At 61.3% G+C, this 22,256-nt stretch carries 16 protein-coding genes; 7 read left to right on the top strand and 9 right to left on the bottom strand.

All coding sequences use genetic code 11. From position 1 onward, the window contains the following. Window positions 1–50: 50 nt before the first annotated feature. From AB4N33_RS06950 to AB4N33_RS06935, 4 genes are read right to left on the bottom strand one after another with little or no spacing between them, the layout of a single operon-like run. A complete protein-coding gene (locus AB4N33_RS06950) occupies window positions 51–404 on the bottom strand; it encodes a RidA family protein (protein WP_460124846.1) in 354 nt (117 codons plus the stop codon). Further along, window positions 401–1,801, bottom strand: a complete 1,401-nt coding sequence (locus tag AB4N33_RS06945) for an FAD-dependent oxidoreductase (RefSeq protein WP_476456800.1) — start codon at window positions 1,799–1,801, stop codon at window positions 401–403. The genes AB4N33_RS06950 and AB4N33_RS06945 overlap by 4 nt, the downstream gene beginning before the upstream one ends. Beyond that, the gene (locus AB4N33_RS06940; RefSeq protein ID WP_460141719.1) at window positions 1,794–2,126 is read right to left on the bottom strand and encodes a (2Fe-2S)-binding protein; all 333 of its coding nucleotides are present in this window, start codon (window positions 2,124–2,126) and stop codon (window positions 1,794–1,796) included. Before AB4N33_RS06940 ends, AB4N33_RS06945 begins: the two co-directional genes overlap by 8 nt. After that, the gene (locus AB4N33_RS06935; protein ID WP_476456799.1) at window positions 2,116–3,234 is read right to left on the bottom strand and encodes an NAD(P)/FAD-dependent oxidoreductase; all 1,119 of its coding nucleotides are present in this window, start codon (window positions 3,232–3,234) and stop codon (window positions 2,116–2,118) included. The genes AB4N33_RS06940 and AB4N33_RS06935 overlap by 11 nt, the downstream gene beginning before the upstream one ends. Before the next feature lie 168 nt (window positions 3,235–3,402). Here AB4N33_RS06935 and AB4N33_RS06930 point away from each other — a divergent pair, with 168 nt between their 5' ends. Together AB4N33_RS06930 and AB4N33_RS06925 are read left to right on the top strand one after the other, a co-directional pair. Next, complete coding sequence (locus tag AB4N33_RS06930; RefSeq protein ID WP_476456798.1) at window positions 3,403–4,314, top strand: LysR substrate-binding domain-containing protein; 912 nt, start codon at window positions 3,403–3,405, stop codon at window positions 4,312–4,314. Window positions 4,315–4,411: 97 nt separating this feature from the next. Next, a complete protein-coding gene (locus AB4N33_RS06925) occupies window positions 4,412–5,986 on the top strand; it encodes a sensor domain-containing diguanylate cyclase (protein ID WP_476456797.1) in 1,575 nt (524 codons plus the stop codon). Here AB4N33_RS06925 and AB4N33_RS06920 read toward each other — a convergent pair. Continuing rightward, on the bottom strand, window positions 5,983–6,915 hold the full coding sequence (locus tag AB4N33_RS06920) for a S66 peptidase family protein (RefSeq protein WP_476456796.1): 933 nt from the start codon (window positions 6,913–6,915) through the stop codon (window positions 5,983–5,985). The genes AB4N33_RS06925 and AB4N33_RS06920 overlap by 4 nt on opposite strands. A 350-nt stretch (window positions 6,916–7,265) precedes the next feature. Here AB4N33_RS06920 and mexE point away from each other — a divergent pair, with 350 nt between their 5' ends. From mexE to AB4N33_RS06900, 4 genes are all read left to right on the top strand, one after another. Further along, a complete protein-coding gene (mexE, locus tag AB4N33_RS06915) occupies window positions 7,266–8,519 on the top strand; it encodes a multidrug efflux RND transporter periplasmic adaptor subunit MexE (protein ID WP_460124827.1) in 1,254 nt (417 codons plus the stop codon). 15 nt (window positions 8,520–8,534) lie between these two features. After that, window positions 8,535–11,720, top strand: coding sequence for an efflux RND transporter permease subunit (locus AB4N33_RS06910; RefSeq protein ID WP_460124824.1), 3,186 nt, complete (start codon window positions 8,535–8,537; stop codon window positions 11,718–11,720). Further along, a complete protein-coding gene (locus tag AB4N33_RS06905; RefSeq protein WP_460141715.1) occupies window positions 11,720–13,141 on the top strand; it encodes an efflux transporter outer membrane subunit in 1,422 nt (473 codons plus the stop codon). Before AB4N33_RS06910 ends, AB4N33_RS06905 begins: the two co-directional genes overlap by 1 nt. Window positions 13,142–13,261: 120 nt before the next feature. Continuing rightward, the gene (locus tag AB4N33_RS06900; RefSeq protein ID WP_476456795.1) at window positions 13,262–14,719 is read left to right on the top strand and encodes a hypothetical protein; all 1,458 of its coding nucleotides are present in this window, start codon (window positions 13,262–13,264) and stop codon (window positions 14,717–14,719) included. Window positions 14,720–15,002: 283 nt separating this feature from the next. Here the strand turns inward: AB4N33_RS06900 and AB4N33_RS06895 are convergent, their stop codons facing one another. The 4 genes from AB4N33_RS06895 to AB4N33_RS06880 all read right to left on the bottom strand — a co-directional run bounded on the left by AB4N33_RS06895 (window position 15,003) and on the right by AB4N33_RS06880 (window position 19,571). Next, on the bottom strand, window positions 15,003–15,950 hold the full coding sequence (locus AB4N33_RS06895; protein ID WP_460124816.1) for an HlyD family secretion protein: 948 nt from the start codon (window positions 15,948–15,950) through the stop codon (window positions 15,003–15,005). 4 nt (window positions 15,951–15,954) lie between these two features. Further along, a complete protein-coding gene (locus AB4N33_RS06890; RefSeq protein ID WP_460124813.1) occupies window positions 15,955–16,155 on the bottom strand; it encodes a DUF1656 domain-containing protein in 201 nt (66 codons plus the stop codon). Beyond that, entirely contained in the window at window positions 16,145–18,280 is a 2,136-nt protein-coding gene (locus AB4N33_RS06885) for an FUSC family protein (RefSeq protein WP_476456794.1), read from the bottom strand. The genes AB4N33_RS06890 and AB4N33_RS06885 overlap by 11 nt, the downstream gene beginning before the upstream one ends. 181 nt (window positions 18,281–18,461) lie before the next feature. Beyond that, complete coding sequence (locus AB4N33_RS06880; RefSeq protein ID WP_476456793.1) at window positions 18,462–19,571, bottom strand: PilT/PilU family type 4a pilus ATPase; 1,110 nt, start codon at window positions 19,569–19,571, stop codon at window positions 18,462–18,464. Between the two features lie 111 nt (window positions 19,572–19,682). Between AB4N33_RS06880 and AB4N33_RS06875 the strand changes: the two genes are divergently transcribed. Continuing rightward, complete coding sequence (locus AB4N33_RS06875; RefSeq protein WP_476456792.1) at window positions 19,683–22,220, top strand: PAS domain-containing hybrid sensor histidine kinase/response regulator; 2,538 nt, start codon at window positions 19,683–19,685, stop codon at window positions 22,218–22,220. The last annotated feature ends 36 nt before the right edge of the window (window positions 22,221–22,256 follow it).

Below are 22,256 nucleotides of genomic sequence, written 5' to 3'. Positions count from 1 at the left end.
CGGCCACCTGCTCTTGCGTTGTGCCAGCGTGCCCGGCACAACGGCAACACTCAAACAGCGGCGGTAACGATCAACTCCAATAGGATCTGTGGGTCATCGAACGACACCTGCGCAGTGGCCCGCGCCGGCGTTTGCGCGGCGTCGACCCAGGCGCTCCAGGTTTCATTCATGCCGGCGAAGTCGGCGGTCATGTCTTTCATCCAGATCTGCACGCTAAGCAGGCGGCTCTTGTCGCTGCCGGACAGTTCCAGCAATTCGTCGACCCGTTGCAGCACCTGCCGGGTCTGGCCACGGATGTCCTGGCTGCAATCGGCGGCGACAATGCCGCTCAACCAGGCCACGCCGTTGTGCACGACACTGCGGCTCAGGCGTGGGTTGCTTTCGATGCGTCGGATAAGGCTCATACAGGCTCCTGGGTCAAAGGTTCTTCGTTGGCGAGTTGGGAAAGGGTGATGGGTTTGAGGGGTGATCTGATGCGGTAGTAGCCGACTTCTGCTGCGGGCACCTGGCGTTGTTCGGCAATGATTTGCGTCACGCTCAAGCCACACTGGCGACCCTGGCAAGGTCCCATGCCACAGCGACCGAACGCCTTGGTCTGATTCGGCCCCAGGCATCCAAGCTCGACAAACTGACGAATCGAACCGGCGGTGACTTCCTCGCACCGACAGACGATGACCTCATCGGCGGGCACACGGTTTTGCAGCAACGGGCGGTACAAGGCGTCGATCAGTGGCCTTGCCGCACGCTGGCGAGCCAAGGCCTTGCGGTAAGGCGCGGCGAGGTCTCGTGCTTGATGCGCGTTGATCGCTCCCACACGGGCGGCCACCGCCAGCGCGGTGAGGCGGCCTTCGAGTCGTGCCACTTGAGCGCCGCCAATCGCCCCACCGTCGCCGGCAATGAAGACCCCCGCCAGGCTGGTTTCACCCTCCTTGTCGCGACGGGCGATCCAGCACAGTTGCTGCTCGCTCCAATCGTGCTCCAGGCGCAGCGACCAACTGATCTGGGTGTTGGGGACCACCCCCTGGTGCAGCAAAACCAGGGACGCCGGCAGGGTCCAACTGCGACTACCACATTCAAAGCTCAATGCCTGGGCGTGTTCCTGGCCCTCGACGCGAAAATTCCGTGCATTGCGAAAATGCCTGACACCGGCACGCTTTAATGTGGCGAGCAGTTGCAGCCCCTTCAGCAAATCCCGCCAGCCAGGCAAGGCTGAGGGAACCTCGCGCCAGGCGCGTACCAGGTCGCCGGTGCCGCTGGTGTCGACCAGCGCCTCAATCGCCACGCCGGCACGCAGGTATTGCACCGCCAGCAGGTACAACAACGGTCCGCAACCGGCCAGCACCACAGGGCCTTGGGGCACCAGCGCGGCATTTTTCAGCAGGATCTGCCCGGCGCCAGCGGTCATCACCCCGGGCAAAGTCCAACCGGGAATCGGCATCGGACGCTCGAATGCACCGGTCGCGATCAGCACGTGCCGCCCCTGAAGGATTTGCGCACGGCCTTCGATCAGGAAATGCACCTGCCGCTCTGGGGTCACTTGCCAGATTGCGGCGCCGCTCAGGAAGCGCGCACCGCATTGCAGAAACTCTGCAACCAGTTGCGCACCCGCCTCATAGTCGCTACCCAGCACTCGACGCTGGTGAGCATCCGCCTGCTGGACATTGCGATAGATCTGCCCGCCCGCACTGCCCTGCTCGTCCAGCACCACCACCGAAAGCCCACGCACCGTGGCTTCAACAGCCGCGCTCATGCCTGCCGGGCCGGCGCCGATCACGATGAGGTCAACCGTTTGCTCATTCATCCGCCATCTCCTGGTCACCCGCCAGCAAGTCACGTGCTCCGCGCTGCCGGTGCACACGCATACCGGCGCGCACCGGCAGCAGACACGCCTGGCAATTGGCCTGCCCGTCAACCTCGACCAGGCACTCGAAACACACGCCCATCATGCAAAACGGCGCACCGGAGCGGCCATTGACCGCGCTTTCACGGGTACGAGTCACGCCGCTGGCGAGCAACGCCGCGGCGAGGGACACGCCGGCAGGCACCGCCAATGACGCACCTTCAAACTCGATTCGTACGGTGTTTTCTGCAGGGCTTAACGCGCGGAACAAAGGTTCAACCGGCATGGCGCACCTCGGGACTGAAACGCTCAAGGCTGAAAGCCGAAACCGCCGGATCGTCCCGTTCACCGTCAATCCACGGTGCGAGGCGCAAGGCGTGCATTGCCGCCAGAGTCACACCGCTGTGGCAACTGACAACGACCGCACCCGGGCACGTCCGGGAGGCTTCATAAATGGGATAACCGTCCTGGCTCATCACTCGCAGCGCGCCCCAGGCCCGCACCAATCGCACTTGCCCCAACCGGGGGAAGCAGCGCACCGCGCGCGCGGCGATGGTCGCCATCACCTGGCTGCCCGTGCCGTCATCCAGACCGGCCGACTCATGGGAGTCACCCAACTGCACGGTACCTTCGTCGGTCTGGCGCACATAGGTGGTGGGGTAATGCAGGAAGGGTTTAAGGCGTTCGGTGACCAGGATTTGTCCGCGATTGGGACTCACCGGAATATCCATGCCCAGTTGCGCGCCAAGTTCACGATTGCCAAGGCCCGCAGCCAGCACCACGCGCCCGGCATACCAGCGTTGCCCGGCGGCCGCCAGTTCAAAACCGCCAGCACACTGGGCGATGCCGCTGACTCGATGGCCATTGATGATGTTCACCCCGCGCACCCGGCAGGCGGTATACAGCGACCGCAGCAGCTTCAACGGATTGATGTGGCCGTCCATGGGCGAATAACACGCACCCACCACGGTCGGCCCGACGCCCGGTAAACGGGCGCGCAGTTGCTCGGCGTCCAACAGCTCAAACGGATAATCGCCGTGCATGGCCTCGCGCAACCACAGTAGACGACGGCTCTCCTCGGCCATTTCTTCATCACTCAGGCACAACTGAAAGCCGCCTGGCTGGCGCAGATGAAGGTCGATGCCCGTGTCGGCCTGCAACGCCGTGGCAAAGCGCGGCCACAGCGCCACCGCTTCACGCGTCCACTGCGCATAGGCGCTCATTCCGTAGCCTTTGCCCTGAACCCACAGCAAGCCGAAGTTGCCACGGGCGGCACGCAAGGCGTCGTCGCCTTCGTCGAGGACGCTGACCTGGCGGCCGAGCAAGGCCATTCCATACGCAATGGACAGTCCCACCAAACCACCGCCAACGATCATGACATCAGTTTTTTGCATGAGCTCCACTGCCGCCCTTTCAACGCCCAAAACTCAGTTCAGGCGCAGGCATTACGCCTGGATGATCTTGATGGGTACGATGCTAAAGAGCTGACGAAAGCTTGAAAAATGCTTTATTTTGGCAAGTCCATGTCTTTTTGTTATGGATTTCATTGAAGGATACACAGCATGAACCTTCGTCAACTGGAGGCCTTTCGCGCGGTCATCCTCGGCCAAACCGTCACCCGCGCCGCCGAGATGCTGCACATTTCGCAACCGGCGGCGACACGCCTGATTGCGAGCCTTGAAGAGGACATCGGCTTCGACCTGTTCATTCGCGTCAAGGGCCGGCTGCAACCTACTGCCGAAGCCATGACGCTGTATCAGGAAGTGCAGCGCTCACTGCTGGGTGTCGAACGCATTGCAAGAACAGCCCAGGATATTCGCAGCCTCAAGCGCGGCTCATTGCAGATCGCGTGCGCTCCAGCCATGGGCCTGTCGTTCCTGCCCAGGGCCATTGCGGCGTTCGTGGCTGAACACGATCAGGTGCAGATTTCGCTGATGGTGTTGTCATCCCGCGAAGTGGTCGACCTGGTGGTAGGCCAGCGCTGTGACCTGGGCATCATCGTCCTGCCCAACACCTACCCCAGCCCCCGCGCAGAGAAACTGCTGGCCACGCGCATGCTGTGCGCCCTGCCCGCCAGCCATCGCATGCGGGACAAAGCCACTATCCAACCGGAAGACCTCAAGGGCGAAGCCTTCATTTCCTACCCGCAATCCATCGGCTCGCGCCAGCTCATCGACTCGATTTTTGCCGCCTACGGGGTCGAGCGAGAGCTGCGCCTGGAAGCCCAGCTCTCGCTGCCGATGTGCGCCTTTGTCGAACAAGGCCTGGGGGTGGCACTGGTGGATGCCATCAGCGCGGTCGAGTACCGCGGCAATGGCGTGGTGTTCAGGGCTTTCGAACCGGCGATTGAAATGGATTTCAGCATGCTCTTGCCAGTCCACGGGCCGGCGTCGAAATTGCAGGTGGCCTTTTTGGAGCATATGCAGGACTTTATAGGCCGCGAGGTGCCGTCGGAGTATCGGTTCCAGACATGAGTTTCACGTAAGCGCCCGCGCGAGGTGGTGTCTACAAGCCTTTCGCCGAGTAATCTAGACTGAGTTGCATGCAGATCAGTCCCAAGGATATTCATCGATGCTCGGACGCGGTAAACCAGGGCCCAACGCGGCTACTGCCACCGCCCGCACGCGTGGCAAGCGGATGAGGCCCGGGGCCACTTTCCGCCTGATCGTGAGTTTCATGCTGGCGGTCATCCTCGCGTTCCTGACTGTTGAGGGCTGGCGGACGTGGCGTGACTATCGTGCGGCCTTTGCCTCCGCTCGCGACTCGGTGACCAACCTCGCCCGTGCCACCGCGCAGCACGCAGAGGACGCGATTCGCCAAGTGGATGTGCTGACCGCCGCGCTGGCTGAACGAGTCGAGGGCGATGGCTTGCAGGGCATCGACGTGTCGCGCATCCACAATCTGCTGGTTCAACAGGCGCGTATCATGCCGCAGCTCCATGGCCTGTTTATCTATGGGCCGGATGGCCAGTGGGTCGTGACCGATAAAGAGGTCACGCCGGAGATGGCGAACAACGCCGACCGCGATTACTTCAGGTTTCACCGCACCCACGAAGATCGCGACGTGCGTATTGGTGATGTGGTGCGAAGTCGTTCCACCAACGATCTGATCATCCCGATTTCGCGGCGATTGAATAACCCTGACGGGTCGTTCGCCGGTGTCCTGCTGGGGACCATCAAGGTCAGCTATTTCGTCGATTACTACGGTGACTTCAAGATCGATGACAAAGGTGCGCTGGTGCTGGCGACGCGCAGCGGAACCATCCTGGTCCGCCGCCCTTTCATTGAGTCCGTCGTGGGCAAAAGCCTGGCGAACAGCGAGATCTACAAAACCTACCTGCCCAAATCCAATCAAGGCATCGCACAGGTCAGGGCGATCGTCGACGACACCGAACGGCTGTATGGTTACCGGGCCTTGTCTACGTATCCGCTAGTGGTGGAAGCCGGGCTGTCACGCGAGTCCATCATCGGACCGTGGCGCCGCGACCTCATCAAGACCAGCCTGGTGCTGTTCTGCCTGTTGGCCGTTTTTACCGCGTTTGGCTTGATCGTCTTGAGTCAGCTGCGTCAGAAGATGGTGATGTCCAGGGAACTGCGCCGCGCGCATCAGGCCATGGCGGAAATGGCGTTGACCGACAGTCTCACCGGGCTGGGTAATCGCCGACGCCTGGACAAAGCGCTGCAGGACGAGATTCGCCTGGCTCAGCGCCAGGGCTCTGCGCTGTCCCTGATCATGATCGATGTCGATTACTTCAAGCGCTACAACGATCGCTACGGGCATGCCGGCGGCGATGACTGCCTGAGCGCGGTCGGCGCGGCCATCCTGCACGCCATCAAACGACCGGGTGACCTGGCGGTGCGCTACGGCGGCGAAGAATTTACCGTGCTGCTGCCCAACACGGACAGCGCCGGTGCTGCCCAGGTCGCCGAGGACATTTTGCAGGGGATCCGCGCCCTGGACATCGAGCATGCCGATCACCCGCTGGGCAAGGTCACTGCAAGCGCTGGCATTGCGACCCGCCAGCCGGGCATCGAGGATGTGACGCCGGCCAGCCTGCTCAAATCGGCCGACGCCTGCTTGTACTCCGCCAAACACAGTGGGCGAAATCGATGGTATGCCGTTGATGGCTCGCACTTCTCCCCCTAGAGATACCTCACGCAAGTTAGGCCTGGCTGCACTTCTATTTCAACTTCCGCCCCCATGATCAGCGGATAGTGATCGGGAATATGCCCGGCAGGAAATGCAAATATCTGCGGAATTCTATATTTTGATAAAACTTTACTGATCACCCGATAAGCCGTTTCGTCAAAGTTCGATTTCACGCCGCCGATATCTCGCATGGAGCCGATGATGACGCCTTTTATCCTGGCCAACGCTCCGGCTGTCTCCAGTGTTTGCATCTGGCGGTCGATTCGGTAATAAGCGTTCTCCCCGATATCTTCCAGAAACAATATTGCCCCTTCGTAATTCAAATCATAACGGGTGCCGGAAACAGCACCGACAATGGTTTGATTACCGCCGACCAGTCGACCTTTGGCTTTACCCGTTTTGTTCAGCGCATGGGGTGTGAGCGAATACGACGGTGCCCGGCCTTGAAGAATATCGAACACCTTGCTGTAGCTGGAGGCCGGCGGTTCAACCCCCATGCTCAGGGTCCTTACCACGTTGGGCCCGTGGATCGTCGCAATGTCGAATCGATTGAAGAAGCTGTGCAGGTAAGTGATGTCGGAATAGCCGATCAGCCATTTGGGCCTTGCACAAATAGCACTCATATTGAGTCCGCTCAATAACTGGACACTTCCATATCCACCACGTGTCACCCATATCGCCTCTATCTGCGGGTCATCGCACGCCCACTGCAGATCTTCCAGGCGTTGTTGGGGCGTGCCGGCATAGGCGTAGTTGTTGTCATATTTTTCAAAACAGTTTTTCGACAATACCGGTTCATACCCCTGCTTTTTGATCATTGGCGTGACGTGATCCAGAAATGCAGGATTAGTCAAATGCCCCGCTGGCGATACGATTGCGATTTTACTTCCGTTTTTTAGTGGCTCCGGCAATTTAAAATTCGTCATCTCTTACTTCCCTGACTGGCTGAAAACCAACCATACCAGAGACGTTCAACATGACACTCTTGCATTGTTGACAGATCATTACCGCCAACTTTAAGAGTTGCCCAGTCAACACTTTCCCACCACACGGGCGGCTGACCCACCAGCCCTTCTGGCGCTCATCATTGCAGACGCGGCAACAGACAATTGCTGCGAACCGGGTTGAATTAATCCTGGCGCAAGGCGCACGCTAGAGAGCTGCCTGGGTTCTTATATCATTCCGAATGATAGTTACCTTCGCTTCGTTCGATTCGTGCGACAGCACTGCCGCCAAGCATCATCCGCCCATTCTCAATACATTGGCGGATGCATCCATGGAACAATCACTCAAACATTTGCGCTTTCCCCTGGCCGTGTTGGCCGTTGTGGTGATGAGCGCCTGCGGCAAGGCGCCTCAGACAGCGGCGACCATGCCGGCCGCTTCGGTCAGTGTCGCCAAGGTGCTGGAACAGCCGGTCAACGAGTGGGACGAGTTTACCGGGCGCCTCGAAGCGCCGGAGACTGTAGAAATCCGCCCTCGCGTCTCAGGCCAGATCGATGAAGTGGCCTTCACCGAAGGCGCGCTGGTCAAGAAAGGCGACCTGCTGTTCCAGATCGACCCGCGTCCGTTCCAGGCGGAGGTCCGCCGCCTCGAAGCGCTGGTTGCCCAGGCCCGTGCCAACGCCACCCGCAGCGAAAACGAAGCCCAGCGCGGCGAACGCCTGCGCACCAGCAACGCGATTTCCGCCGAACTGGCTGACTCGCGCACCAGCGCCGCTCAGGAAGCCCGCGCCGCCGTCGGCGCCCTTCAGGCGCAACTGGACTTGGCCAAGCTGAACCTGAGCTTCACCCGCGTGACCGCACCGATCAGCGGTCGCGTCAGCCGTGCGGAAATCACCGCCGGTAACCTGGTCACTGCCGATACCACCGCACTGACCAGCGTCGTGTCCACCGACAAGGTCTACGCCTACTTCGACGCAGACGAACGTGTCTTCCTCAAGTACACCCAGCTCGCTCGCCAGGGTAAACGTGGCGCCACCACCCCGGTGTACCTCGGCCTGTCCAACGAAGACGGCAACCCGCACTTGGGCCAGATGAACTTCGTCGACAACCAGGTCAACCCGAAAACCGGCACCATCCGTGGTCGCGCCGTGTTCGACAACACCGATGGCAACTACACCCCAGGCCTCTATGCACGTCTGAAACTGGTGGGCAGCGGCACCTATAACGCCATGCTGATCAACGACGAAGCCGTCGGCACAGACCTGGGCAAGAAATTCGTACTGGTGATGGACGGCGAGAACAAGACCGCCTACCGCGCCGTTGAACTGGGTCCGAAAATCGAAGGCTTGCGCATCGTGCGCAGCGGCCTGAACAAGGACGACACCATCATCGTCAAGGGCTTGCAACGCGTACGTCCTGGCTCGCCGGTCACCCCTGAAGTGGTGCCGATGGCCAGCGAACAGACCCTGGCGGCCCTCGCCCAACAACGACAAGCGCTGGAAGCCAGCAACCTGCCCCGAGTCGCGCCTGCCAAGGGCGCGCCGGGTGCGGCTGTGAAGCTGGCTGCTACGTCCCCACGCGGTTAAGGGATAACGACTCCGATGAATTTTTCCAAGTTCTTCATTACCCGGCCGATCTTCGCAGCGGTGCTGTCGCTGCTGATCCTGATCGCCGGTGCCATCTCGCTGTTCCAGTTGCCGATCAGCGAATACCCGGAAGTGGTGCCACCCACCGTGGTGGTGCGTGCCAACTTCCCGGGCGCCAACCCGAAAGTCATCGGTGAAACCGTGGCCGCTCCTCTGGAGCAAGCCATCACCGGCGTCGAGAACATGCTGTACATGTCCTCGCAGTCGACCGCCGACGGCAAGATCACCCTGACCATCACCTTCGCCCTGGGCACTGACCTGGACAACGCGCAGGTGCAGGTGCAGAACCGAGTGACCCGGACCGAGCCCAAGCTGCCTGAAGAAGTGACGCGCATCGGTATCACCGTGGACAAGGCTTCGCCCGACCTGACCATGGTCGTGCACTTGACCTCGCCGGACAAACGCTACGACATGCTCTACCTGTCCAACTACGCCATCCTCAACATCAAGGATGAGCTGGCGCGCCTGGGCGGTGTCGGTGACGTGCAACTGTTCGGCATGGGTGACTACTCGCTGCGGGTGTGGCTCGATCCGAACAAGACCGCGTCGCGCAACCTGACCGCTACCGATGTGGTCACCGCCATCCGCGAGCAGAACCGCCAGGTGGCCGCCGGCCAACTGGGTGCACCGCCTTCGCCGAGCGCCCAGAGCTTCCAGTTGTCGATCAACACCCAGGGCCGTCTGGTGTCCGAGGAAGAGTTCGAGAACATCATCATCCGCGCGGGCGACAACGGCGAGATCACTCGCCTCAAAGACATCGCTCGCGTAGAACTCGGCTCCAGCCAATACGCCCTGCGCTCGTTGCTCAACAACCAGCCGGCCGTGGCCATCCCGATCTTCCAGCGTCCTGGTTCCAACGCTATCGAAATCTCCAACGAGGTTCGGGCGAAGATGGAGGAGTTGAAGAAAGGCTTCCCGCAAGGAATGGACTACAGCATTGTCTATGACCCTACGATCTTCGTGCGCGGCTCCATCGAAGCGGTGGTTCACACCCTGTTCGAAGCACTGATCCTGGTCGTGCTGGTGGTGATCCTGTTCCTGCAAACCTGGCGCGCCTCGATCATCCCGTTGGTGGCGGTGCCGGTATCGTTGATCGGTACGTTTGCGGTGATGCACCTGTTTGGCTTCTCGCTCAACGCCCTGTCGCTGTTCGGCCTGGTACTGGCCATTGGTATCGTGGTGGACGACGCCATCGTGGTGGTGGAGAACGTCGAACGTAACATCGAGTTGGGGCTCGAACCGTTCGAAGCAACCAAAAAGGCCATGAGCGAAGTGACCGGACCGATCATTGCCACGGCGTTGGTGCTGTGTGCGGTGTTCATCCCTGCAGCGTTCATTTCTGGCCTGACCGGTCAGTTCTATAAGCAGTTCGCCCTGACCATCGCGATTTCGACGGTGATCTCGGCCTTCAACTCGCTGACCCTGTCGCCGGCACTGGCTGCCGTGTTGCTCAAGGGCCACGACGCGCCGAAAGACCGCTTCTCGAAAATCCTCGACAAGATCTTCGGTGGCTGGCTGTTCCGTCCGTTCAACCGCTTCTTTGAAAAAGCCAGCCATGGTTATGTCGGCACCGTACGCCGGGTCATCCGCAGCAGCGGTATCGCCCTGCTGTTGTACGCAGGCCTGATGGTGCTGACCTTCTTCGGTTTCTCCAGCACGCCAACCGGTTTCGTGCCTGGCCAGGACAAGCAATACCTGGTGGCCTTCGCGCAACTGCCGGACGCCGCGAGCCTGGACCGTACCGAAGACGTGATCAAGCGCATGTCTGACCTGGCGCTGAAACAGCCTGGCGTGGAAAGCGCGGTTGCCTTCCCGGGCCTGTCGATCAACGGGTTCACCAACAGCCCGAACGCTGGCATCGTGTTCGTCACCTTGAAACCGTTCGACGAGCGTAAAGACCCAAGCATGTCTGCGGGCGCCATCGCCGGTGCCTTGAACGGCCAGTTTGCCGGGATCCAGGAAGCCTACATGGCGATCTTCCCACCGCCGCCGGTACAAGGCCTGGGCACCATTGGCGGTTTCCGCCTGCAGATCGAAGACCGGGGCAACCTGGGTTACGAAGAGCTGTACAAACAGACCATGAACGTCATCGCCAAGAGCCATAACGTTCCGGAACTGGCTGGGCTGTTCACCAGCTATACCGTCAACGTTCCGCAGGTCGATGCCGCCATCGACCGGGAAAAAGCCAAGACCCACGGCGTGGCCGTCAGTGACATCTTCGACACCCTGCAGATTTACCTGGGTTCGCTGTATGCCAACGACTTCAACCGCTTCGGTCGCACCTATCAGGTCAACGTTCAGGCCGAGCAACAGTTCCGCCTCGAATCCGACCAGATCGGCCAGCTCAAGGTCCGCAACAACCGTGGCGAGATGATCCCGCTGGCGACCTTCATCAAGGTCAGCGACACCTCGGGTCCGGACCGCGTGATGCACTACAACGGCTTCATCACGGCTGAAATCAACGGCGCGGCAGCCCCTGGCTACAGCTCCGGCCAAGCCGAAGCGGCCATCGAGAAGCTGCTCAAGGAAGAACTGCCCAACGGCATGACCTACGAATGGACCGACCTGACCTACCAGCAGATCCTGTCCGGCAACACCGCGCTGTTCGTGTTCCCGCTCTGCGTATTGCTGGCGTTCCTGGTGCTTGCCGCCCAATACGAAAGCTGGAGCCTGCCACTGGCGGTGATCCTGATCGTACCGATGACCCTGCTGTCGGCCATCACCGGTGTCATTGCTTCGGGTGGCGACAACAACATCTTCACCCAGATCGGCTTGATCGTACTGGTGGGGCTTGCCTGTAAGAACGCGATTCTGATCGTCGAGTTTGCCAAGGACAAACAAATGGAAGGCCTCAACCCGCTCGCTGCGGTACTGGAAGCTTGCCGCCTGCGTCTGCGTCCGATCCTGATGACCTCCTTCGCGTTCATCATGGGTGTGGTGCCACTGGTGTTCTCCAGCGGTGCGGGTGCTGAAATGCGTCACGCCATGGGTGTGGCGGTGTTCTCCGGGATGCTCGGGGTGACCTTCTTCGGCCTGCTGCTGACACCAGTGTTCTACGTGTTGATCCGTAATTTCGTGGAGCGCGGCGAAGCCCGCAAAGCGGCCAAGGCGCCAAAACTGAACAACCTGGAGGCGCACTAATGAGCCTGAAAGTCTTCCTGCCAAGCCTGCTGGTACTGGCCCTGAGTGCCTGTGCCGTAGGCCCTGACTATCAGACCCCGGCGACCGAACACGCCAACATCACCACCGCCACCGACGGCGCTGCCGGCCAGAAGAACTTCGACCGTTCGCGTTTCGAAGGCATCTGGTGGCAGCAGTTCGACGACCCGACCCTCAACCAGTTGGTGACCCAATCACTGCAAGGCAACCGTGACCTGCGCGTCGCCTTCGCCCGCTGGAAAGCGGCCCGGGCGATTCGCGATGACGTCAGCAATGACGCCATGCCGACCATCACCAGCCGTGCCAGCAGCGACCTGGGCAAAGGTCAGATCCCTGGCGAGACCACCAACCGGGTCAACAGCGAACGTTATGACCTGGGGCTGGACATGGCCTGGGAACTGGACCTGTTCGGACGCATCCAGCGCAACCTGGAATCCAGCGAAGCCGAGCAACAAGCGGCCGAAGCCGATCTGTACCAACTGCAAGTCACCATGATTGCCGAACTGGTGGACGCCTACGGTCAACTGCGCGGCGCGCAACTGCGCGAGAAGATCGCCCTGGCCAACCTGAACAACCAGCAGGAGTCACGCAAGATCACCATCGCTCTGCGTGACGCCGGTGTAGGTGATCAGCTCGATGTCGAACGCGCCGATGCGCGCCTGGCATCGGTCGAAGCCAGCGTGCCGCAATTGCAGGCGGAACAGGTGCGACAGAAAAACCGTATCGCCACCCTGCTCGGCCAACGTCCGGACAAACTGACCGTCGACCTGAGCCCCAAGGACCTGCCGGCGATTGCCAAGGCCTTGCCAATCGGGGATCCGGGTGAACTGCTGCAACGTCGCCCTGACATTCTCAGCGCCGAACGCAAACTGGCTTCGGCCACAGCGCGCATCGGCGTGGCCAAGGCCGACCTGTTCCCTCGGGTGAGCCTCAGCGGTTTCCTCGGCTGGACCGCCGGGCGCGGTTCGCAGATCGGTTCCTCGGCGGCCAACGCCTGGGCACTGGGCCCGAGCATCACCTGGGCGGCGTTCGACCTGGGCAGTGTGCGCGCCCGTTTGCGCGGCGCCGATGCCGACGCCGAAGGCGCCCTGGCGACCTACGAGCAGCAAGTGCTGCTGGCACTGGAAGAGTCGGAAAACGCCTTCAGCGACTACGGCAAACGCCAGCAACGCCTGATATCGCTGATTCGTCAGAGCGAATCCAGCCGCGCAGCCGCCGACCTGGCGCAGATTCGCTACCGCGAAGGCACGGCCGACTTCCTCGTCCTGCTCGATGCACAGCGCGAGCGCCTGGCGGCAGAAGACAGCCAGGCCCAGGCGGAAATCGATCTGTATCGCGGCATCGTCGCGATCTACAAAGCCCTGGGCGGCGGCTGGCAACCGGAGACGGTCGCCAGCAAGTAACCCATCAACGAGCTCTTTTGGTTGGCAACACCAACCAAATTTTTGCCCCGCGCCTCATTCGGTCGCGGGGCTTTTTTTTGCCTGATACGCCACCACTCCCACGCTCGATTCGATATCAATATGCCACTAACCCCTGCTAAAATCCGCCCCGGCTCGCCAATGGATGCCGAGCGTTCGATGGAGTTGTTGCGCGTGAAGTCATTTCCCCGTTTGGCAGGTTTTTTATGTGTGGTGACCCTGGCGGGCTGCGCCGGTTCTGGTGGCCTGAGCAACAGTTATCGAGACGGCATCGTCGCCCGCCTCAAGGCCGAACGCAGTGCCATGGCGACGCGAGTCCTGGCCCAGCCGTTGCCTTTGAACACGGTGATTAAAACGGGCCCACACGGCGCCATGGCCCAGTTCGACGTGCCCGCCCAGGGCGCCGAACCTGCCACCCAGGCGCGGCTTTTCGCCCGCTGCGACACGCAGGCCTTGAGCATGGATTATCGCGACGCCCGGGCCTGGACCATTGTCTCTGCCCTGCCCGAGCAGACACCCGCCACTCGTAGCGTCACCGCGCAACTGTGCCAGGCTGCCAAGGGTGGCGAATGGCGAGCGCTCGCGGCAAACGAAGCTGACTGGCTGCTGCTGGACCCGCAGAGCCAGGCGGTCATCGACGGTCAGTTGTGGGTGTGGACCGGCGTCGACTACGAGCGTGCGCGCCAGAGCGAAGACGACACCTATACCTATGATCGCCAGTACGAACGCGTCGAGATCGATTGCGCAGCGCGGCAGGTCAACAGCCGACTGTCCATGCGATCGGTTGCCGCGACGCTGCTGACACCGCCGACCCAGCCGATTGCCAGCAGCCTGAGTGCCAATCAACGCAGCCAACTGGTGGGCGCACTGTGCCCGGTAACGGCTGACCTGGCGAACCTGCCGGCGGCCATCATGCGCAAGAAGCTGCCGCCAAACCTGGCGACACCGCAAGTACCGGAAACCCTGCTGTCCCAAGCCCGCGCATTGCCACGTGGTGAAGCGGCCAGCAGCCTCAGTCACCTGCAAATGGTCTACAGCGCCAGTTCGCCACTGATCCCCGGCGCACAAATCAACGAAAACCCGCTGGACCTGTACCTGCAAACCGGCCCGGCACCGGGCCTGTGGCGTGTGCAATCAGTCGGCGCCCTGTCCAGCGAAGGCGTGAGCATCCGCTGGCGCGGCCTGATCGACCTCGCCACCATCAACCGCATCGGCAACAGCGGCAAGATGGAGCAACGCCCAAGCCCCGAGAGCATTCACTTGGCGGGTGATTGGAAGAACGTGCCGGGCGGTGCCACCCTCAGCTACAGCAAGGTGAGTAAAAGCAGCGAGGGCAAGGCCTTCACGCAAAATGTCGAGTGCCAGGTCGGTCCCTCGTTCCCGGCTTCCCAGCAAGTGGCATCCCTCAAGGGTGAAGCGCGCCTGGTCACCTGCGCCCAGCTCGAAGGCCTGAAATCGACGAGCACCCATGTGTACCTCAAGGACTACGACCTGTTCGTGCAGACCCTCGATAGCTCGATGCTGATCGTGCAGAACAATACGTTGAAGGCGGCGGAGTAACGCCACCCGCCTGTCCTGTAGGAGCGAGCATGCTCGCGATGATCGTCAACGATAACGCTGGCTGTCTGATTGCCCACGTTGTCTGGTCTACCATCGCGAGCATGCTCGCTCCTACAGGTCTGCGCTACACCCTGACTCCAAGAACACCCCTGGCCCCTGTGGGAGCGGCGGTGCGACGATTCGACTTGCCCGCGATGAGGTCATCACATCCAACATCTTTAGTGCCTGACACACCGCCATCGCGAACATGTCGAATCGTCGCACCGTCGCTCCTACGCTGGGATCAGCGCCTTTGCTTGACCGTCACCGTCGCCGTGGTGCCCGCCCGCAGCTGGCCCTTGCCGGCGTAGTCGGCGTCGATACCGATTCGCACCGGGACCCGCTGGGCGAGCTTGACCCAGGTGTAGCTGGGGTTGATGTTGGCCAGCAGGCGCCCACCGGGCAGGTTTTCACGGTCGGCGATGGCGAAGGCGATGCTTTGCACGGTGCCGCCAAAACGCTCGCCGCTCATCAATTCGATCTCCACCCGGTCACCCTCGGCGATTCGCGGCAGCTTGGTTTCCTCGAAATAACCGCTGATGTAGAAGCTGTCGCTGTCCACCAACGCCACCAACGGCCCGCCGGCGGTGGCGTAGTCGCCCTGGCGGGTCAGCAGGTTGGTGACGTAACCGCTGACCGGCGACTCGACCCGGGTGCGTTCCAGATCATGTTCAGCCTCGGCCAGCGCGGCGATGGCCAGTTGCACATTGGCCTGGGCGAAACTCAGGTTGGCCTGGTTGCGCAGCAGATCAGCCTGGGCCACCGACACATCAGTGCTGGACTTTTCCCACTCTTCGCCGGAAATGGCCGCGCGTTCTTTGAGTGTCCTTCTTCGGCGCTCTTCGCTCTGGCGCTGCCTGAGCAACGCCTGGCTCGCCACGATGGTCGCTTCGGACTGGCCCAGCGACGCCTTCGCCACTTCCACCGAACGTTTGGCATGCTCCACCGCCAACGCGTAGCGCGAGGGATCGATTTCCAGCAGCAACTGCCCTTTCTGCACATGCTGGTTGTCCTGTACCGCGAGGTTGACGATGCGTCCCGCGACATCGGCGGACAAGGTCACCACATCGGCGCGCACCCGTGCGTCGCGGGTCCAGGGCGCCCGGGTGTAGTGCTCCCAGGCGAACCAGCCGAGCACAAAAGCCAGCACCACTATTGCCACTGTCGTGAGTCGGGCAAGGATCTTGTTCAACGCATCACGCTCCCATCAGCAGAATCAGAGTGGCACACACGCAGGCGTACAAGGCACCTTCAAACAAGGCTTCATGCCAGACGAACTGCAATACCCCAAGGCGGCGCAGAACCCAGTCCAGAAGCAGGAAAATCGCAAGCCCGAGCAGCAACGCCTGGGCGATCGGCGGCAGATAGACGCCGCCTATCTCAAGATCAATGGGCAAGAGCGGGTACTCCTTGTGGCATTGGCGCCTCGAAATGGGCCCGGTGACGTTGCAGGAACGAGACCACGATCAGCAGCGCCACGCGCATGCGGAACACCGACCACAGTTGTTCATGCACGTTGCAATGCAGGGCATCCAGTTCGTCCCCCAGGGTTTGCAGGCTGTCGAGCACCGTGTCCAGTACAACGTCAGGACGACCGGCGATCAGCCGCCCTGTTTCGCGCACCGTGGCGAACAAGCGGCCCTGTATCTCCAGACTGAGCAAGGCATTGTGCTGCCCTTGCTGGCGAAGCTGGGTCAACGCGATGCCTACAGCCATGCAACCGAGGCTGACGTCGAACAGGGCGCGCGCCGACGTGTCCTGGATCGCCGGCAGCAGCCCGAGCATGGCAGTCAATCGGTCGACCATGCGGCTCTCGAAGGCGAACTGGTTTTCATCCGTGGCGGGTATCGTCATCAGGGCCTGTACCTGCTCGCGATTCTCCTTGTGCAAGCGGCGTATGCGCAGCGCCGGTCGGAAGGGAAAGATCAGGGCGTAGACGCTTAACGCCAACGCGGTGGCGCATACGTATGCGCCAGCAAACTCGAACCACTGGATTGCGCTGTTTTGTCCAAGGCCGGTGTTCTGAGGCCCCAACATCAGCAATGTGATCAGTCCGAGGGCGATCCCGGTGCCGGTCGTTGGCGGGCTCGACAACCCCACGGCGACTGCATACAACACCGGCGCCAACAGGAGCGCCAGCATTTCGAAATTGCTGACCATCGGCACGAGGGCAAACTGCAAAATCGCCGACACCACCAGCGCCAACCCCAGCCCCCGGGCGAAACCTTGCGCCGCCAGCAAAGGCCTTGGGAACGTCGCCATCAGCGAACAGAGAATCCCGGTGACGATCATACCGCCGCGGGCACCGTCCCAACCGGTCTCGATCCAGATCAACCCCGCCACCATCAGCGCGCAAAAGGCACGGATCGCGTTCATCGCCGCCAAGGTGTAGTCCATGTGCAGCGTGTTTTTCTGTCCGCGATAGAGGCTGCTGGCACCGCGTCCACTCTGGATCGCGTCGCTTAATTCGAGGACCGTTTCGAACTGCTGGACCAGCCGCGCCTGCTCCCAACGCAGCGACCAGGACAACGAGCGCAGGGTGGCCGGCAATGGTTCGACCAGTTGTTCGGAGCGATAGGCCAGGTCATCGAAACGCTTTTGCAGCGCCGCAAATTGACGCCGTTGCTCATGTGGCATCGTACGCCCCAGCCGGGCCAGCTCCTCGAGGAGCGCGACTTCTTCGTCAAGCAGGCCCTGGATTTCAACCGGCAACTCGCCTTCCCAACGCTCAAGCAACAGTTGCCGTTGGTGACGCAATGCCGTGAGCCGAGCCGTCAGCAGCATCAGCTGATTGCCGAGCAATTGCACGAGGTCGTCAGCGCTGCGCAGGCGCGGCGCGTCGTAATACAAATGCCGACGAACGCCCTCCAGCGCCCCGATCTGCCCGAGCAATTGCATCTGCCGTTGCTGAAATTGCGCCTCGCTCTCGTGCGTGCGAATCACCGCGATGGCGTGGGTGGCCAGCAACCGGGTGATTTGGTCGATCCTGTTGAAATAATCCCGGGCAACGTTCTCCGGACGCGCCGTCAACAGGCTCACCACACACACGCAGGCCACCGCCAGCAAGGTTTCGGTAACACGGGTCACCGCGAGCAAAAAAGTACCGTCCTGATCCGGCACCGCAAGCAAGCCGACCACGACGGCCGTGTAGCCGCTGAGCACAAACGCTCCGGAACTGGTGTAACGCAGCAAGGTGCCGCCGGCCGTGCAGACGGCCAGCCACAGGGCCAAGGTGACGAGGAATGGCAGCGGCGCCTGGGGAAACAGCGCCATGAACGCCACGGCCACAGTGGCACCAACGGTGGTGCCGATGACCTGGCCAAAACTGCGCGCCAGGGTCATGCCGGCCGAGGGTTGACTGACAATGACCACGGCCATGATCGACCACTTGGGCTGGTCAAGGTCGAACAAGAACGCCAGGTACAGGGTTAGCAACCCGGCAGCGATGGTGCGCAGGCCGAACAGCACCACGCCGGGGCCGGGATGCAGGATTGCCTTGAAGTACTCCAGCAGCGCTTGCATGGAAACGGCTCGTAGGGTTCGATCAAGCAAGCGTAGTCAGTGTTGTCGGGTGGCACATTCAAAGATGATGTCGGGGCGACTGGCCCCATCGCGAGCAAGCCCGCTCCCACAATCCACCACCGTACCTGTGGGAGCGGGCTTGCCCGCGATGAGGCCCGCACAGACAACCACTGCTTTGCTGTTATTCCACCAATCCCCAATCCCCCGAAGCACTCCCCGCCCCCGGATTCGACTCGGCATGCAACTTGAACCGCAACCGCAAATTATTCACCGAATCGGCATACTTCAGCGCCTCTTCTTCACTGATCGCGCCCTCCACCACCAGATTGAACAGCGCGCCGTCGTAGGTCTGCATGCCCGCTTCCGCCGATTTTTCCATGATGCCCTTGAGCTCACCCACCTCATTGCGCCGGATCAGGTCGCCGATGGTCGGCGTGCCGATCATCACTTCCACTGCCGCCCTTCGCTCGCCGTCACGGGTGCGCACCAGTCGTTGGGAAACGCATGCCTTGAGGTTGTTACCCAGGTCATGCAGCAGTTGCGTGCGCCGCTCTTCGGGAAAGAAGTTGACGATTCGATCCAACGCCTGATGAGCATTGTGGGCGTGCAACGTCGAGATCACCAGGTGCCCGGTGTCGGCGAAGGCCAGCGCGTGTTCCATGGTTTCGCGGTCGCGGATCTCGCCGATCAGCACCACGTCCGGCGCCTGGCGCAGCGTGTTTTTCAGCGCTGCATGGAAACTGCGGGTATCGACGCCGACTTCACGTTGATTGATGATCGATTTCCGGTGTCGATGGATGAACTCCACCGGATCTTCAATGGTAATGATGTGGCCACTGCTGTGACGGTTTCGGTAATCGATCAACGCAGCGAGTGAGGTAGACTTGCCTGAGCCCGTGGCACCGACGACCAGTATCAGCCCCTGCTTGAGCATGATCATGTCCAGCAAAACCGGGGGCAGCTTGAGGTCTTCGAACTGCGGGATGTCGAGTTTGATATTGCGCGCGACGATCGACACGTCGTTGCGCTGCTTGAAAATATTGACCCGGAAGCGGCCGACACCCGCCAACGAAATTGCCAGGTTCATCTCCAGATCCCGATCGAACTCAAGCCGTTGCTCGGCGTCCATGATGGACAGGGCAAGCGTTGCGATTTCTCCCGGCTTGAATGGCTGGTGGGTCAAGGGCTTGAGCACGCCATCGAACCGTGCGCACGGCGGCGCGCCAGTGGAGAGGTACAGATCGGATCCATCCTGACTGGCCAGGATTTTCAACAGTGCATCGATTTCCATGGCAAAAACACCCGCGAAGCCCTTCAATGAACGACCCTGAAGCGGGTCATCCGGCGTGTACCGCTCTAGGATAGTAGACCGCGACACTTGGCAGACGTGCAGGACACTTTGATGAATCCACCTTCCATCGGTAGCGAAGCCCAGACCCTGATTGCCAGGCTGGACTGGACGAACACCCCATTGGGCGCCGCCAGTACCTGGCCGCAGAGCCTGCGTACGGCGGTGGACATCGTCATTCACTCGCCCATGCCGATGTTGTTGCTGTGGGGACCTCAACTCACGCAAATCTACAACGATGGCTTCGCCCTGTTTGCTGGCAACCAGCATCCCAAGGCTTTCGGACGACCGACGCACCAAATGTGGCCGGAACTTCGAGACTTTACCGGCCCGATTTACAGCGCAGTCCTACAAGGCCAAGTGCGGACCTACAGTGAACAACGCTTCACCCTGCACCGCGACGGCAAGGATACCGACGTTTGGTTGGACTTGACCTACAGCCCCATCCGCGATGAAAGCGCCGAGGTGGCCGGGATCCTGGTCACCGCCATCGAAACCAACGAACGCCGACGCATCGCCCTCGAACTGGAGCAACGCTCAGTCGCCAGCCTGAAGGCCCAGCGCGAGACCGAGGAGCGCCTGCAACTGGCGCTCGCCGCTACCGACGCGCTCGGCACCTGGGACTGGGACGTTAACGAAGACCGATTCATCGTCGACAGTCACTTCGCCCAGTTGCACGGCGTGGACCCGCAGCGCGCCAGCCAATTGCCAATCACAGCCTACCTGGAAGGCGTGCACCCCGAAGACCGGGCGATGATCACCCGAAGCATCAAGCACTGCATTACCCACGGCAGCGAATACGCCGTGGAATACCGCCTGTTGCAAGCCAACGGCCAGTTGCGCTGGGTATTTGCCCGCGGACGTTGCTACAAGGATCACCATGGCCGGCCAATCCGTTTCCTCGGCGCAGCCCTCGACCTGACCGATCGAAAGCAGACCGAGCAAGCGTTGCGTCAGAGCCAGACCGAGTTGCAACTGATCATCAACGCCATGCCGGTCCTGATCAGTTATGTCGACAGCGAGCAGCGGTTTCGCCTGAACAATTCCGCGTACCTGAACTGGTACGGCCTGACGCCGCAGGAGCTTTACGGCCGGACCATTCTTGAAGTGCTGGGCGAAGATGCCTACGCCTTGCGCGCCCCCTATATCGCCGAAGCGCTGTCGGGAAAACCCTGCTGCTTCAGTATCAGTACACCCCACGGCGACGGCAGCACCCGCCAGGCCTTGATGAACTACCTGCCCCGCCACGGTGCGGATGGTGCGGTCAACGGTTTCTACATTTTCGTGATCGACGAAACCGAGCGCAAACAGACTGAAGAAGCCTTGCGCAACCTCAATGAAACCCTGGAAGAACGTGTGGCCTCGCGCACCCGGCAACTGGCCGAAGCCAACGAACGTCTGCAAAACGAGATGTTCGAGCGCGAACGCGCTGAAGACGCCTTGCGCCACGCACAAAAAATGGAAGCGGTCGGCCAGCTCACTGGCGGCATTGCCCATGACTTCAACAACATGCTCACCGGCATCATCGGCAGTCTCGACCTGATGCAGCGCTACATTGCCGAAGGACGCACTGACGAAATCGCTCGTTTCACCGAGGCGGCGGTGTCCTCGGCCAATCGCGCAGCCTCCCTCACCCATCGCCTGCTGGCGTTCTCCCGCCGCCAATCGCTGGATCGCAAACCGCTGATCGCCAACAACCTGATTCATTCGCTGGAGGACCTGTTCAGCCGTACCAAAGGTGACCACATCGAGCTGAAACTCGACCTGGCCGACGACATCTGGTCGGTCAGCACCGATGTCAGCCAGCTCGAAAACGCGCTGCTCAATCTGGTGATCAACGCCCGCGACGCCATGCCCGAAGGCGGTCAATTGCTGATCCAGACCGCCAACGTGCACCTGGACAGCCACGATATCGTGCCCCTGGAGTCGGTCGCTGCCGGCGATTACGTGATGATCGCCGTCAGCGACAACGGCTCCGGCATGACCCCGTCGGTGCGGGCCAAGGCATTTGATCCGTTTTTCACCACCAAACCCATCGGCCAGGGCACGGGCCTGGGGCTGTCGATGATTTACGGTTTCGCCCAGCAATCGGGCGGCCACGTCAGCCTCGACAGCCTGCCGGGCCAGGGCACTTGCGTGCGCCTGTATCTGCCGCGACTGCTTGACCCGGAGCCGGAAAAAACCCTGCTGCCGTTCAGCGGTGCGGCGCCGGCCGCGATTGCCGGCGAAACCGTGGTACTGGTGGAGGACGATCCCGCGGTGCGCATGCTGGTGCTCGATCTGTTGAAGGAATTGGGTTATCAAGCCCACGAAGCCGAAGATGCCAGCACGGCCCTGCCGTTGCTGGAATCGGATGGGCGCATTGACCTGTTGGTGACCGATGTCGGGCTGCCGGGCATGAACGGTCGGCAACTGGCGGAAATCGCCCGCCAGCATCGTCCGGACCTGAAGGTGCTGTTCATGACCGGCTACGCGCAGAACGCCGCAGAACGCCAGGTTTTCCTCGAAGAAGGCATGGACATGGTGTCCAAGCCGTTTTCCATTGACCTGTTGGCCAACAAGATTCGCCAGATGATCGGCCAACCCGAGTGAGTTCAGGCATAATCGCGCGCCGCGCCGTCACGTCAC

This window comes from Pseudomonas sp. S1_E05, from assembly GCF_056337105.1.
This window is presented reverse-complemented; position numbering and strand designations above follow the sequence as displayed.

Coding starts and splice junctions, on each gene's coding strand:
- AB4N33_RS06910 (WP_460124824.1), top strand. CDS start 8,535: ATGAATTTTTCCAAGTTCTTCATTACCCGGCCGATCTTCGCAGCGGTG.
- AB4N33_RS06875 (WP_476456792.1), top strand. CDS start 19,683: ATGAATCCACCTTCCATCGGTAGCGAAGCCCAGACCCTGATTGCCAGG.
- AB4N33_RS06925 (WP_476456797.1), top strand. CDS start 4,412: ATGCTCGGACGCGGTAAACCAGGGCCCAACGCGGCTACTGCCACCGCC.
- AB4N33_RS06905 (WP_460141715.1), top strand. CDS start 11,720: ATGAGCCTGAAAGTCTTCCTGCCAAGCCTGCTGGTACTGGCCCTGAGT.
- AB4N33_RS06900 (WP_476456795.1), top strand. CDS start 13,262: ATGCCACTAACCCCTGCTAAAATCCGCCCCGGCTCGCCAATGGATGCC.
- AB4N33_RS06935 (WP_476456799.1), bottom strand. CDS start 3,234: ATGCAAAAAACTGATGTCATGATCGTTGGCGGTGGTTTGGTGGGACTG.
- AB4N33_RS06880 (WP_476456793.1), bottom strand. CDS start 19,571: ATGGAAATCGATGCACTGTTGAAAATCCTGGCCAGTCAGGATGGATCC.
- AB4N33_RS06945 (WP_476456800.1), bottom strand. CDS start 1,801: ATGAATGAGCAAACGGTTGACCTCATCGTGATCGGCGCCGGCCCGGCA.
- AB4N33_RS06920 (WP_476456796.1), bottom strand. CDS start 6,915: ATGACGAATTTTAAATTGCCGGAGCCACTAAAAAACGGAAGTAAAATC.
- AB4N33_RS06885 (WP_476456794.1), bottom strand. CDS start 18,280: ATGCAAGCGCTGCTGGAGTACTTCAAGGCAATCCTGCATCCCGGCCCC.
- AB4N33_RS06950 (WP_460124846.1), bottom strand. CDS start 404: ATGAGCCTTATCCGACGCATCGAAAGCAACCCACGCCTGAGCCGCAGT.
- mexE (WP_460124827.1), top strand. CDS start 7,266: ATGGAACAATCACTCAAACATTTGCGCTTTCCCCTGGCCGTGTTGGCC.
- AB4N33_RS06940 (WP_460141719.1), bottom strand. CDS start 2,126: ATGCCGGTTGAACCTTTGTTCCGCGCGTTAAGCCCTGCAGAAAACACC.
- AB4N33_RS06930 (WP_476456798.1), top strand. CDS start 3,403: ATGAACCTTCGTCAACTGGAGGCCTTTCGCGCGGTCATCCTCGGCCAA.